The organism is Stenotrophomonas sp. 93052_Sma, assembly GCF_056481145.1.
Genome location: NZ_CM151134.1, coordinates 1,046,739 through 1,062,054, shown reverse-complemented (window position 1 = coordinate 1,062,054; position 15,316 = coordinate 1,046,739). Strand labels below are relative to the sequence as shown.

Here is a 15,316-nt window from a genome sequence, read left to right as displayed (position 1 = left end):
TGATAAAAAACCCCTACTCACCACAAGCCAGGAGCATGGGCACGCATGAGCAAGCCGACGCGGGAGCAGTTGAAAAAGGAAATTGAAGAAAGGCAGAAGGCGCTGGCCAAACTAGACCAAGAAGAAGCATCCACCGCTTTCGCTCAAGTGATGGAATTGCTGGAAACATTTGGCCAGCACTTCAGCAAGGCGCAGAAGAAAGAAATTTCCCAAGTGTTCGGCGAAGTCGGCAAGGGGAAGCAGAAGGAGAAAGCGCCTTCTGGCAACAAGCCCAAGAAGTACAAGATCGGAGACGTTGAATGGTCTGGACAGGGCGGAGACGGCAAAGCCCCGCAGGCGTTTAAGGAGTGGCGGGAGAAGAACCCGAACAAGCCTTGGCCTACCAACCCAGCCTATCAGGCATGAGAAAAGCCCCCGCAAGGGGGCTTTTTCTTGAATTTGTTGTCGAAATGTTGTCGACTTTTTTTCGCCATCAAAGCCTTGTCCTGCAAGGCTATTCGCCTTTTTTTGGCAATTATGAGGAGGGGGGGGGTGTTGCGCAATTATGGTTGTCAAGTTTTCAATATTGACAACAGATTTTTGTTTGGTAAATTTAAATTAACAACAACCGCAACAGAGGAGAAACTATGGGCGTGGTCTCAAAGAAAGGTCAAAAAAGGAACAATGATTTGAAAGAAGCAATCCAGTTAATCACTGGGATGTCGCCAGATGGAAAAGAGAACGCACTTGATGCGATCCGTCTGGCAGTTAATGCAAAAGATAGCGATGCCGATTGGCGCATTCGTGCTTGTAGCCCCAAAACAGGGCCAATCATCACCCTTCTCAACGCATTCAGGGCGGAAACGGACGCACCGTTGGAACTGCCCTTTTTTTGCGCCGTTCATTTGATCAGTGGACTCCTCCTCAAGAATGGCTCAACGCTTTCAGGTCCGATTGGAACGATTACACCAGAGGTTTGGACAATCGTTCTCGCGCCAAGTGGCTCATGCAAAACGCTAACCCACAAGTTGATTTCCGCTCAAGCGCCTATTTCTTCCGATTTCCCAGAATGTGCAAGTAGCGCAGCCTTCTTTGAGGCGCTGAAGAAGGCCCAGGACGAGCAAGGCTTCGCGCTTTGGTTTCAAGATGAATTTGCTCAAATCCTGAAGCAGATCGAAACCCCAAACAGCCCACTGTCTGAGGCGAAGAGTTATTTACTCCGTGCTTACGGGAACGATCGCATCGTACGCACCACGAAGAAATCCGGCGAGATCGTGATCGAAAGGCCTTGTCTGGGAATTTTCGCCCTAAACACGGTGGAAAGTTTCGTGGAAGCGATTTCCATGGAAAGCATGCTTGATGGTTTCGCCCAGCGCTTCGGCATGGTCTTGGCCAGAGAGGACATGAACCGGCCCATGACCGATTTTGCTCTTTATGACACCAAGGTGATTGAAAGCGTTGTCGCTGGCTTCTGGAACGAAATTTCAGGGGTTCGGATCAATTTGACATACCGACTCGGGGAAGATGCGATCAAGTTTTACAAGCAGTCTTTTCGCATGCTCCACGATGAGAAAATGAACAAGAGTTTCTATCGACGGATCATGTTTCGCGCTTTCAAGTACGCAATGATTTTTCATGTCTTGTTGAAGAAGGAAGGCGAAGAGATTGACACCGAGGACATGGCGTATGCCATGGATTTGGTGAAACTCCATCTCCAAGACATGAACCAGTTCATTTGCTTGAAAACCGGCATCAAGTCAGTAGTGGATATTGGTCGCAAAGCCAAGTTTACGATTGACATCGCCAAGCGAGCAGGCAAGAGCGTCAAGGCGCGCGATCTCACTCAAAACCTGCGCCAAGATATTGGGAACGCGGAAGAGGCAAAGTTCTTTCTTGATCTGTTCCATGGCGCGGAGGTCAAGAGTGTTCCCAAGGATCAGACGCCCTTCGGTTGAGGCTTTCCATTGTTCAGGGCGTCCGCTACACTGGGACACCGGTTGGGATGGTCCTTTGGGACACTCTCCCCTACCGGAAAGACGGCACTAAAGCCTTGTTTTTACTAAGGTTTTGAGTGTTGAGAGGGGCCAAGATTACACTCTCCCCTCTCTCCGCCAGATAACTGAAAAAGGCTGCCCCCAGGGGCGGCCTTTTTCAGTTATCTGGCGCGGGACGCGGAGTGCGCTGCGCGCGCTTCGCCCCAAACGTTGCTGCGCAACCTTTGGGCCCCTCCCTTTGCCGGCCTCTACCCGCCCCTGTCGGGGCAGCCCCTCAACAGAGGGGCTTGGTCCTCCAGATGCGCGACATGCACGGACAGATCACCGCAGGCGGGTCCCGAGGCGCAACGCGCATCGGGATCGGGTGCATGGATGCACACGACAATCCCCCCTCTCCGCCAGATAACTGGAAAAGGCTGCCCCAAGGGGCGGCCTTTTTCAGTTATCTGGCGCGGGACGCGAAGTGCGCTGCGCGCTTCGCCCCAAACGTTGCTGCGCAACCTTTGGGCCCCTCCCTTTGCCGGCCTCTCCCCGCCCCTGTCGGGGCAGCCCCTCAACAGAGGGGCGTGTTCCTCCAGATCCATCAGTAGATCCACGCCACGCGTGGATGCTTTTGATCGCCTTACGCACGCTCGTTGGCACTCCAAAACAAAGCTGAACGAAACCTGAAAATTCGCTATCGTAGGCGCCTTCATCCGACGCCTGGCCCATTGCCCATGAGTTCGACCGACAGCGCTCACGTCGACTGCGAGAACTGCAACACCGCCCTGCAGGGCCACTACTGCCATCGCTGCGGGCAATCGGCGCACAACCCGCTCAAGCACGTGGGCCATGCCATCGAAGAAGTGTTCGAATCCTTCTGGCACCTGGACGGGCGCATCTTCCGCACGCTGCGCGATCTCTGGGTTCCCGGCCGCATCACGCAGAACTACCTCAAGGGCCGCCGGGTCGGATACGTGCAGCCTTTGCGGCTGTTCGTCATCCTCACCCTGTTTACGTTCTTCATCGGCAAACTGTTCGTGCACGTCGACGACATCCGCATGGGCGGAGGCGATTCGCTGTATGCCAAGTCCATCACCGTTGAACAGGTCGAGGCCGCACGCGCTAAACAGCTGACGATGATCGATCAACAGCAGGCCAGCTCACCTGCCACCAGCAACGCCGGCTTCGCCATGGCCAGAGCGGCGGTGAATGCGGCAGCCGCACAGCGCAAAGCCGAGCTCACCGGCACCAGCAAGGAGGTCGCCACGACCGAGCCCGGCACCTTCTTCAACCACACCGTCAACGGCAAACCGTGGGACGCTGACACCAACCCCATCGTGGTGGCCGGCTGGCCCCGGTTCGCCAACAACTGGCTCAACAAGCGCCTGCACAACGGCAACGCCAACATCCAGCGCATGGGGGGCAAGACCGATCTGTACATGCAGGCGATCCTGACCGCATTGCCCGGTGCCCTGTTCTTCCTGATGCCGGTGTTCGCGCTGGTACTGCGCATCGCCTACGTGCCACGGCAGATGGGGTATCTGGAACATCTGGTGGTGGCGCTGTACAGCCACTGCTGGCTGATGATGGTGCTGCTGGCAACCTTCCTCATCGCCGGCATCAGCAGCGCGCTCGCATCCCCCGCCTTCGCCGCCGCCAGCCAATGGCTGTATGCCCTGCTGTGGCTGGCGGTCCCGGTCTATCTGCTGTGGATGCAGCAACGCGTGTATGGCGGCAACAAGGCGCTGACCGTGTTGCGCTACCTTGCCATCGGCGGCGTCTACCTGTTCCTGGTGAGCTTCGTGGTGATGTATGCGGTGCTGGCGGGAATCTCGGCCTGAGGGATACACGCACGGCATCCGGCCCATGAATCCACGTGTAGCGTGGATCTACTGACGATCGTCTATCGTGGGCCCATGAACCTCCGCCTCTACCGACCCGCAGATGCCAGCGCCTGCCTGTCGATTTTCGACAGCAACGTGCCAACCTACTTCGCGCCCGAAGAGCGCAGCGACTTTGAACGCTTCCTGCGTGAGCAGGCCATGGACTGCGCCTTCCAGGTGATCGAGCGCGACCACCGCATCGTGGCCTGTGGCGGCCTGTCGCGACGCGGCGATGGTAGTGCCGGTTTCTGCTGGGGCATGGTGCAGCGCGCTGCACCGGCATGGACTGGGCCGCGAACTGGCGCTGGCGCGCCTGCGCCAGGCCGAAGTGGATCCCTCGATCAATCGCGTCACGCTCAGTACCAGCCAACACACCCAAGGCTTCTATTCCGGTCTCGGCTTCCAGGTGACACGTGTGGTGCGCGATGGCCACGGTGCCGGGATCGACGCCGTGGAAATGGAGCGGGAGCTCTAGCGCTCCCGCCCCGGTCCCATCCACGCCCGCCGTGGTTCTACCGCTGGCCCGCTCCCCTCAGAAGCCCACTCGCAGGTTGATCTGCCCGCCGACGTCGCGGCGACCGTCGCCGTGCTGGCCCTGCACGAACATCGACAGCTGGCTGTTTCGGCCGAGCCCAACCGCCACGCCCAGCTGGCTGACCAGCGCGTTGCGTGCCATCACCGCGCTGTACACATCGAACGCATTGCCGCCGACCGCGAAGCGGTTGCGGCTGGCCACGTCGGTGTCACCCGAAGCATGCTGCCAGCCGAGGCCGACCGTCAGCTGTGCCGGGAAGCGCTCGCCGCTGCCCACGTCCCAGCGGCCCCGCACGCCCACGGTGCTGACATTGAGCGTGTCCTTGCCGCCTTCCAGCGCCAGCGCAGCAGTGCCGCCCTGCTCCACCGCGCGATCACTGTCGACCCAGTGCTTGGTGAACTGCACATACGGCTGCAGCTGGGTCCTGCCGTGGGTCCAGGTCCAGCTGCCTTCCACCTGGGCGATGGTCACATCCGAGTCCTGGCGGCTGTACAGGGTCTGGCCCAGCAGCGGCACCTCACGCGTGGTGCGCGTGCGGTAGTCGCCGCGCGACACGCTGCCACCGACCGCAAAGCCGTTGTTCCATTGACCCTGCGCATACAGGCCGAAGGTGTTGCCACGCAGGCGGGCGCGCGAGCTGCGATCGTACAGGCGCGTATCCAGCCGTTCGTTGCCGGCCGCTGCACCCAGCACCACGTGCTCGCCCAGCTGCCAGTCCACGCCGGCCATCAGCGCATTGCGGTTGGAGCGGATGTCGTCGCCGTTGCCATCACCATCCTGCCTGAACACCTTGCCGCTGCCGGCCAGCCAGGCCGAGGCACGCTCACCGCGCACGGTCGGCAGCTCACTGCCCAGACGCTGGCGGATACCCTCTTCCAGGTAATTGTCGTACAACAGCACCGCACGGCTGGCCGCATGCACTTCACCGGACAGCTGGTCGAAGAGCCGCGCGCGCGGTACCCGCGTCATACATCAGCAGCGTGTTGTACAGGCCCAGCGCCGGACCACTCTGCGGCAGGCTGTCCAGCGCTGCGGCGGTGTTGTACTGGTTGCGCGTCTTCGCCGCCGTGGTGAAGGCTGCGGTCTGCGCCACATCGATCTGCAGATTGGCCGTGTTCGCCGTGTAGACCGGGGTGATGGTCAGGAAGGCCGACGGCGTCTTCGCCGAAGCGAACTGCCCGCTCACGCCACCGCCCGCATTGACCACGGTGTACTGCTGGCCCTGCTGGTAGCTGGTGCTCGGCGAGATGGTATTCACCTGCACGCTGCTGCCACCCACGTTGGCACTGCCACCCACCTGCACCGTGTCGCTGCCGGTGGCACCCAGATCGATGCCCAGCGTGCTGCCCGGCGACAAGGTCAGGTTGCCACCCACCGTGATCGTGCCGGTGCCATTGCCCGCACCGCTGCCATTGCCTGGGCCATTACCCGGCGACAGCACGCCGCCACTGGATACCGTCACGCCACCACCGGTACCCCCGATGGTGCCGGTGCCGGACAGCGTGGTACCGCTGCCGATGGTCCACTGGCCGCCGATGTTGCCGGTGACATTCAGGCCACCGCCGGTGACCTGGCCGGTACCGCTGAAACCACCGCTGTCGCCGCCAAGGTTCAGGGCCCCCCGGACCGGCCTGCACGATGCTGCCGCCACCGCTGATGCTGCCGCCCAGCGTGGTGCCGCCACCGGTGTTGATGATCAGCCCACCGTTGTTGGTGATGTTACCGGTGATCGAGCCACTGGCGCCGCCATTGCCAACCTGCACGGTGCCACCGGCGTTGATGGTGGTGCCGCCGGTGTAGGTGTTGTTGCCGGTCAGGGTGATGGTGCCAGCGCCGGCCTGGGTCAGGCCACCGCTGCCGCTGATGGTGCCGCCAACGGTGGTATTGCCACCGACGTTGAACACCAGGCTGCCGTTGTTGCTGACGTTGCCGGCAATCGATCCGCTCGCGCCGCCGTTGCCGACCTGCAGCGTGCCGCCGGTGTTGATGGTGGTGCCGCCGGTATAGGTGTTGTTGCCGCCCAGGATCAGCGTGCCGCTGCCGGCCTGGGTCAGGCCACCGCTGCCGCTGATGGCTCCGCCGACGGTGGTGTTGCCACCCACGTTGAAGATCAGGCTGCCGTTGTTGGTGACGCTGCCGCCAATCGCACCGGTCGCGCCGCCATTGCCCACCTGCAGGGTGCCACCGGCAGTGATGGTGGTCGGGCCGGTGTAGGTGTTGTTGCCGGTCACGGTCAGTGTGCCGCTGCCGGCCTGGGTCAGGCCACCGCTGCCGCTGATGGTGCCGCCCAGCGTGGTGTTGCCCGCGACGTTGGACACAAGCGTGCCGTTGTTGGTGATGTCGCCGACGATCGAGCCGGTCGCACCACCATTGCCCAGCTGCAGCGTGCCGCCGGCATTGATGGTGGTACCGCCGGTGTAGGTGTTGGTGCCGGTCAGCACCAGCGAGCCACTGCCCGCCTGGGTCAAGCCACCCGTACCACTGATGGTGCCGCCCAGCAGGGTGTTGCCCGCGACGTTGGAGATCAGCGAACCATTGTTGGTGATGTCGCCAGCGATCGAACCGGTCGCTCCACCATTGCCCACCTGCAGCGTGCCACCGGTATTGATGATGGTACCGCCGGTATAGGTGTTGTTGCCGACCAGCGTCAGCACGCCGGCACCGGCCTGGGTCAGGCCACCACTGCCACTGATCGCGCCACCGACGCTGGTGTTGCCTGCCACGTCGAAGACCAGGCTGCCGTTGTTGGCGACGTTGCCGGTGATCGCACCGGTCGCACCGCCATTGCCGACCTGCAGCGTGCCACCGGCATTGACGGTGGTACCGCCGGTGTACGTGTTGTTGCCGGTCAGCACCAGCGTGCCAGCGCCGGCCTGGGTCAGGCCACCGCTGCCGCTGATGGTGCCGACCAGCGTGGTGTTGCCCGCCACGTTGGACACCAGCGCGCCGTTGTTGGTGATGTCGCCGACGATCGCGCCGGTCGCACCGCCATTGCCGACCTGCAGCGTGCCGCCTGCATTGATGGTGGTACCGCCGGTGTAGGTGTTGTTGCCGGTCAGCACCAGCGTTCCGCTGCCAGCCTGGGTCAGGCCACCGCTACCGCTGACCACACCACCTACGGTTGCGATGGTGCCCAGGTTGTAGACCAGGCTGCCGTTGTTGGTGATGTCGCCCAGCACCGAACCGGAGCTGCCGCCGTTGCCCATCTGCAGCGTGCTGCCACCATTGATGGTGGTGCCGCCGGTATAGACATTGTCACCGCTCAGGGTCAGCGTGCCGGTGCCGCTCTGCACCAGGCCGCCGGTGCCACTGAGCACACCGCCGAAGGTGGTGCTGCCGTTGTTGCCGCCGGTGGTCAGGGTCGCACCACCCAGCACCACGCTGGATCCGGCTACACCGGCCAGGCCACCAATGCTCTGGTTGCCACCGGCACTGATGTCCAGCGTACCGGCACCGGTCAGATTGACCGTGCTCGCACCCGACAGGGTGCCACCGGCCGCCACCGCCAGCGTGCCGCTGTTGATGGTGGTGTTACCGGTGTAGGTGCTGGCACCGCCCAGGGTGACCGTTGCTGCGCCATCCTTGAGCAGGCCGCCAGCGCCGCTGATCGGGCCGTTCAAGGTCAGCGCGTTGCTGCCGGCAAGGGTCAGCGTGCCGCTGGCCAGCTGCACGGTATTGGCCAGCGTCAGCGCGCTGGTGCCGTCCAGGCTGGCATTGCCGCCCACGGTCAGCGTGCCGGTTCCCAGTGCATTGTTGTTACCCAAGGCAAGGCCACCGGCGTTGAGTGCCACGCCACCGCTGAAGGTATTGCTGCCGGTCAGGCCCTGGATGCCTGCACCATTCTTCACCAGGCCACCGGTACCGGTAATGTCACCAGCGAAGGTCGTGTTTCCTACGCCATTGAGGGTCAGCGTGCTGCCGCCGAGCGCAACCGTACTGCCGGTAACACCCGCCAGTGATCCGATGCTCTGCGCACCACCGGCAGAAATATCGAACGCTGTTCCGGCGTTGGCCAGTGTCACCGCGCCATTCGCTGCCAGACTTCCTCCGGCGCCAATCGCCAGCGTGCCCGCATTGATGGTGGTGCCACCAGTGAAGGTATTGGCACCGGTCAGGGTCTGGGTGCCGGTGCCTTCCTTGATCAGCCCACCGGTGCCCCCCACCGAACCACTGAACGTGCCATCGACGGGACCACCAATTGTCAAGGTGTTGCCGCCCAGGTTCACCGTGCCGTTGCCGATCAGGGTACCGAACTGCTGCGTGCCGCTGCCCGCCGACAGATCGAAGGTCGCACCACTGGCCAGGTTGACGATGCCACTGGCATTCAAGCTCGCGCCGGCGCCCAATGCCAACGTACCGGCATTGATGAAGGTGCCACCGGTATAGGTATTGGCACCGTTCAAGGTCAGCGTTGCCGCGCCCTCCTTGGTCAGCGAGCCGGTGCCACTCAGGCTGCCGTTGAGGGTGAGGTTGTTGCTGCCGAGCACGGTCAGCCCGGCGTTGAGGACGAAGTTGTTGGCCAACGTCACCGCAGTGTTCGAATCGAGCGTACCGTTGCCACCCACCGTTACCGCCCCGGTGCCCAGCGCAGCATTGTTCCCGACCACCAGGCCACCGGCATTGAGCGTTACACCGCCACTGAAGGTGCTGGCGCCGTTGAGGGTCTGCACGCCTGCGCCGTTCTTGACGAGGCCACCATTGCCGGTGATCGCACCGTTGAACGTGCTGTCTACCGTGCCACCCAGGGTCAGCGCGCTGCCACCGAGTGCCACCGTGCTGCCGGCCACGCCGGCCAGCGAACCGATGCTCTGGTTGCCCGCAGAGATATCGAGGGTACCGGTACCTGCCAGGTTCACCGCGCCGGTCGACGCCAGGCTGCCGCCGGCGCCGATCGCCAGCGTGCCGCTGTTGATGGTGGTGCCTCCGGTGTAGGTGTTCGCACCGGTCAGGGTCACGGTGGCCGCACCATTCTTGATCAGCCCACCGGTACCGGAAACCATGCCGCCCAGGGTCAGTGCATTGCTGCCCAGCAGGTTGAGGTTGGCACCTGATGCCAGCGTGATGTTGTTGGCCAGGTTGGCCGCGGTCGAAGCATCCAGCGTAGCGCTGGCCCCCACCGTCAGCGCACCGCTGCCGAGCGCGGCGCTGTTGCCGACCACCAGGCCACCGCCGTTGAGCGCCAGGCCGCCGTTGAACAGGTTGGCGCCGCCCAGCGTGAGGATGCCGGTGCCGTTCTTGACCAGGCCACCGGTGCCGGAAATCGCGCCGTCGAACACGCTGTTGCCGTTGCCGCCGAGGATCAGCGACTGCGCGCCCAGAGTGACCGTGGAGCCGGTCACCCCGGCCAACGAACCAATGGTCTGGCTGGCACCGGACGTCGAGATGTCGAAGCCGGTTCCCGCTGCGGTAAGTGTCACTGCACCGGTGGCCGCCAGGCTGCCGCCCGGACCGATCGCCAGTGTGCCGGCATTGATGAAGGTGCCGCCGGTGTAGGTGTTGGCACCGGTCAGCGTCTCGATGCCCGCACCGACCTTGGTCAGGCCACCCGTACCTGCGATAGAGCCACTGAAGGTGCCATTGGTCGCCCCGCCGACTTCGATCGAATTGGCGCCCAGGTTGACCGTACCGTTGCCGACCAGGGTGCCGAACACCTGCGTGCCACTGCCGGCCGACAGATCCAGCGTCGCGCCGGTGGCGAGGTTCACGGTACCGCTCGCCGCCAGGCTGGCACCGGCACCCAGCGCCAGTGTGCCGGCGTTGATGTTGGTACCACCGGTATAGGAGTTGATACCGTTCAAGGTCAGCGTTGCGCCACCATCCTTGGTCAGGCTGCCGGTACCGGAAATCACCCCGTTGAGCGTCAGCGCATTGGTGCCCAGTACGGTCAGGCCTGCGTTGAGCGCGATGTTGTTGGTCAGTGCTGCCAGGCCGGTGGTGTCCAGCGTGGCGGCCCCGCCGACGGTAAGCGCGCCAGAGCCCAGCGCCGCGTCATTGCCGAGCACCAGCCCGCCTGCGTTGAGCGTCACGCCGCCGCCAAACGTGTTGGCACCGGACAATGTCTGCACGCCTGCACCCACTTTCACCAGGCCGCCGCCGCCACTGATCACGCCATCGAACGCAGCGTTCGTCGCTGTGCCGAAGGTCAGCGAGTTTCCGCCCAGGGCCAGTGTGCTTCCGCCCGCACCGTTGAGCGCGCCGATGGTCTGGCTGCTGCCGGCACCGGAGATATCGAAGCCAGCGCCTGCGCCCAGCATGACATCACCCGCCGCGGCAAGGCTGCCACCTGTTCCCAGTGCCAGCGTACCGGCGTTGATGGTGGTACCGCCGGTATAGGTGTTGGCACCGGACAGCGTCAGCGTGGTGGCACCGTTCTTGATCAGGCTGCCGTTGCCATCGATCACACCCGACAGCGTCAGCGCATTGCTACCCGGCAATGTCAGTGCGACACCCGAGCCCAGCGTGACCGCATTGCCGAGCGTCGCTGCAGCACCCGCATCCAGCGTGGTGCTGGCATTCACCGCCAGCGTGCCGGAACCGAGTGCGCCGTTCGCGCCGACCACCAGGCCACCACCGTTCAAGGTCAGGCCGCCACCGAAGGTATTGGTGTTGTTGAGCGTCAGCAGGCCTGCACCGTTCTTGATCAGGCTGCCGCTGCCGGCCACCACGCCTGCAAGGGTGAGATCGCTGCTGCCGCCCAGCGTCAGCTGCGTACCCCCACCGAAGTTCACGGCGTTGGCCAGGTTCAGTGCCGTCGTTCCGTCCAGGCTGACGTTGCCGCCGATGCCCAGCGTGCCCGTGCCCAGCGCCCCCGAATTCCCGAGGATCAGGCCACCGGCATCAAGCGCGACACCGCCACTGAAGGTATTGGCACCGGACAGCGTCTGCACGCCAGCACCGACCTTGATCAGCCCACCGCTGCCATCGATGACGCCGGCAAAGCTGCCATTGCTGGCGCCACCGAAAGTAAGGGTCTGCGTGCCCAATGCCACATGGCCGCCTGCCACGCCGTTCAACGCGCCAATGGTCTGCCCGGCACCCGCTGCGGAGATGTCCAGCGTCGCGCCGGCACCGGCGAGGTCCACCGCACCGATGGCGGCAAGACTGCCACCCGCGCCGAGTGCCAGCGTACCTGCGTTGACCGTGGCGCCACCGAGGAAGGTATTGGCACCGGACAAGGTCAGCGTCGAGGCGCCGTCCTTGATCAGGCCACCGGCACCACTCACCACACCGCTCAGAGTGAGATTGCTGCTGCCCGGCAGGGTCAGCGTATTGGCGCCCAGGTTCACTGCATTGACCAGCGAAACCGGGGCACTCGCATCCAGAGAAACATTGCCGCCGATGTTCAGTGCACCGGTACCCAACGCACCGTTGGCGCCGACCGACAGACCGCCCGCGTTCAGCGCCAGACCACCACTGAAGGTGTTGCTGTTGTTCAACGACAGCACGCCAGTGCCGGTCTTGATCAGGCCACCGGTGCCAGTGATCAGTCCGCCCAGAGCAACATTCTCATTGCTGGTCAGGCTCAGCTGCGCACCGGCATCGAGATCGATGGCATTGCCCAGGTTCAATGCCACCGTACTGCCCAGGGTCGCGTTCGCGCCCACGGCAAGCAGCCCGGTTCCCAGCGCGCCAGCGTTGCCCAGCATCAGGCCACCGCCGTTGAGCGTCAGCCCACCGGCGAAGTTGTTGGCGCCGTTGAGCGTGAGCGTGCTGGCGCCGTTCTTGACCAGGCCACCGGCTCCGGAAACCACCCCGCCAAGCGTGATCGCCTGCGAACCCGGCAGCGACAACACGGCCCCACTGCCCAGAGTGACATTGTTGACCAGGTTCAACGCCGTGCTGCCATCGAGCGATGCATTGCCACCCACGCTCAATGCGCCCGTCCCGAGTGCACCGCTGTTGCCCAGCAGCAGGCTGCCGGCATTGAGGTTCAGGCCGCCGCTGAAGGCATTGGTGCCGTTCAAGGTCAGCAGCGAGGCACCGTTCTTGGTCAGGCTGCCGGTGCCGGTGATGTTGCCGCCCAGGGTGAGGTTCTGGCTACCCGGCAGGGTCAGCACCGCGCCAAGGTTGATGGCATTGCCCAGATTCAGTGCTGCGGTTGCGTCGAGCGAGCCATTGCCGCTGACCGTCAACGCGCCGGTACCGAGTGCACTGCCGTTGCCCAGCAACAGGCCACCGGCCGCCAGGTTCAGGCCACCACTGAAGGTATTGCCGCCGCTGAGCGTCTGCGTGCCCGTTCCCTGCTTGACCAGGCCACCGGTACCGCCGATCACGCCGCCGAATGCCTGGTTGGTGGCATCACCGAAGGTGAGCGTGCTGCCGCCCAGCGAGAGGATGCTGCCTGCCGCACCGGACAGCGCACCGATGGTCTGGTTGCCGCCGAGCGAGATGTCCAGTTCGGCGCCGGCCCCCGCCAGGCTCACCGCCCCGGTGGCCGCCAGACTGCCGCCACTGGCCAGTGCCACCTTTCCTGCGTTCACGTTCAGACCGCCGGTGAACGCGTTGACCCCACCCAGCGTGAGCGTGGAGGCGCCGTTCTTGACCAGGCTGCCGGTACCACCGATCACGCCGCCCAGCGTCAGCGCGTTGGAGCCCAGCACGTTGAGCGAACCACCCACCCCCAGGTTGATGCCGTTGCCCACGGTCAGTGCCGAGCTGGCATCAAGCGTCACCGCGCCACCGACATTCAATGCGCCAGTTCCCAGCGCACCGCCGTTGCCGAGCACCAGTCCTCCAGCCGTGAGCGACAGCCCTCCACCAAACGTGTTGGCGTTGTTGAGGGTCAGGGTGGCCGCGCCGTTCTTGACCAGGCTGCCGGAGCCACCGATCACGCCATTGAAGGTCAATGCCTGGTTGCCGGACAGATTGAGAATGCTGCCCGCGCCCAGATTGACCGCGTTGGCGAGAGCGAGCGCCCCGGTGCCATCGAGAGACACGTTGCCGCCAACACTAAGTGTTCCAGTACCCAGCGCGCCTGCATTGCCCAGCAGCAGGCCACCGCCGTTGAGCGTGACGCCACCTGTGAAGGTATTGGCGCCCGACAGGGTCTGGGTACCCGTACCGACCTTGACCAGCGCGCCGCCGACACCGCCGATGACGCCGGAGAAGCTGGTGCTGGTGTTCAGGCCACCCAACGTGAGGCTGCGCGCCCAGGTTGAGCGCACCGGATCCGGCGAGTGAGCCGATGGTCTGGCTGGCCGCAACCGAGAGATCGAGGTTGGTACCTGCGCTCAGCGAGATCGCACTTGTCGGCGACAGGCTGCCACCGGCGCCCAATGCCAGCGCACCACCGGTGACCGCGAAGGAGCCCGTAAGCAGGTTGGCACCATTCAAGGTGAGGGTACCCGGACCCGCCTTGATCAGGTTGCCAGCGCCGGAGATCGAACCATTCAGGCCCAGCGCGTTGCTGCCCAGCAGGTTGAGCGTGCCGCCACCGTTGATGACGAGGTTGTTGCCCAGATTGAAGTTGGCCGAGGTATCCAGCGAAGCGTTGCCACCGACGGTCAGACTGCCGCTGCCGAGCGCACCGGCATTGCCGAGCACCAGGCCGCCAGCATTGAGGTTGACGCCACCGCTGAACAGGTTGGCGCCGCCCAGGGTGACAATGCCGGTGTTGTTGACCGTCAGCCCACCGGTACCGGATAGCACGCCACTCAAACCGAAGCCTTGGGCACCGCCCAGGTTCAACCCGCCATTGAGGGTGAAATTGTTGCCCAGCGACAGGCCTGCACCACTGGCCGCGATCGAGCCGCCAGTGACGGTAAACAGGCCGGAACCGAATGCGGCGTTGTTGTTGAAGTTCACCACGCCGCCACCGAGGGTGATCGCGCCCGTGCCCGACCACGGCCCCTGCAGGTTCCAGGTGCCGCTGTTGACGGTGAGCTTCTGGAAGCCGATGTAGTTGGTCCAGCCGATGCTCGACGCAGGCCCGTTGTTACTGGCGTTGTCCTGCAGCACCAGGGTGTTGTTGGCGGCACCGGTGCCGATGCCTGCATCAACCGTGCCCGCCGCTGCGACCTTGACCCCGGTTACGCCGGCGAGCAGGCCTGCAGGTGCGCTACCGCCACCGGTAACCACGGTGGACCCTGCCACGGCAGTGAAAGTATTGCCGCCGGTGGAATCACCCAGATGCACACTGCCCGAGATCGTGCCCGAATTGGTGAACGTATTGCCTGTCGAAGCACCCAGGCCGACACGACCGGTGATGCTGCCACGGTTGGTCACGTTGGCCTGTGCTCCGCCATAGGTCACCACCGACGTCGCATCCGCAAGCTGCCCTATCCCCAGCAGCGACATTCCAATCGAACCATCATTGACCAGCGTGGTGGTCCCACCTGCGGCATTCTGCGCGGTGACCGCCTGGCCGCCGAAACCCAGCAAAGTGCCGATGTTGAAGATGCCCTTGATCTGGCCGCCAGTCTGGTTGTTGACCGTGATCGCGCTGCCACCGGCGGTGTTGTTGCCGACCACCAGGCCGGCCGCGGCCAGGCTGAGACCACCGGTCAGGAACGGATCGATCGTGCCGGCGTTGTTGACCGTGGTGTTGCTGCCGCTCAACGTCACCGCATTGCCGCCCAACAGCAGAGGCACGCTGAACACCGCGCCATTGGCGATGTTCAACGTCAGGCCGCTGGTCGGGTTGACGTAGTTGTTGATGTTAGTGGAGCTGTCGCAGTTGACGGTCGTGGTGCCAGTGCACGCTGCGAAGGCCGAACCACTGGCCAGCGTGGCAGCCAATGCCACCACCAACTGGTGCGCCCGCAATCGCGGCACCCGCCCTGCGCAGACCGCGCTTCCGCCGGGATTCTGAGTGACCTCCGAAGCAACCTGCATTACGCCGAGGGCGCGATTGAAAACCAGACGGTAAATGCGGTTCATCGGTAAATCTCCATGAAAAGACCGGATGGCACTGCAGGCAGGTTTTTTGAAGACAATGCGGCCCA

Annotated in this window: 3 protein-coding genes and 2 pseudogenes; 4 read left to right on the top strand and 1 reads right to left on the bottom strand. The window is 63.7% G+C overall.

All coding sequences use genetic code 11. The annotated features are described in order from the left end of the window. Positions 1–45 precede the first annotated feature (45 nt). The 4 genes and pseudogenes from ACZK2V_RS04940 to ACZK2V_RS04925 all read left to right on the top strand — a co-directional run bounded on the left by ACZK2V_RS04940 (position 46) and on the right by ACZK2V_RS04925 (position 4,313). The gene (locus ACZK2V_RS04940) at positions 46–405 is read left to right on the top strand and encodes a hypothetical protein (protein ID WP_486322947.1); all 360 of its coding nucleotides are present in this window, start codon (positions 46–48) and stop codon (positions 403–405) included. Between the two features lie 263 nt (positions 406–668). Beyond that, positions 669–1,934 carry a DUF3987 domain-containing protein gene (locus ACZK2V_RS04935; RefSeq protein ID WP_414613786.1) on the top strand — a complete coding sequence of 422 codons (1,266 nt, stop codon included), beginning with the start codon at positions 669–671 and terminating at the stop codon, positions 1,932–1,934. A 755-nt stretch (positions 1,935–2,689) separates the two neighbouring features. Next, the gene (locus tag ACZK2V_RS04930; protein ID WP_189720628.1) at positions 2,690–3,796 is read left to right on the top strand and encodes a DUF3667 domain-containing protein; all 1,107 of its coding nucleotides are present in this window, start codon (positions 2,690–2,692) and stop codon (positions 3,794–3,796) included. A gap of 75 nt (positions 3,797–3,871) precedes the next feature. Next, a pseudogene (locus ACZK2V_RS04925) lies at positions 3,872–4,313 on the top strand (GNAT family N-acetyltransferase). Positions 4,314–4,370: 57 nt separating this feature from the next. Here ACZK2V_RS04925 and ACZK2V_RS04920 read toward each other — a convergent pair. After that, positions 4,371–15,251 (bottom strand): annotated as a pseudogene (locus ACZK2V_RS04920) (autotransporter-associated beta strand repeat-containing protein). Positions 15,252–15,316: the final 65 nt, after the last annotated feature.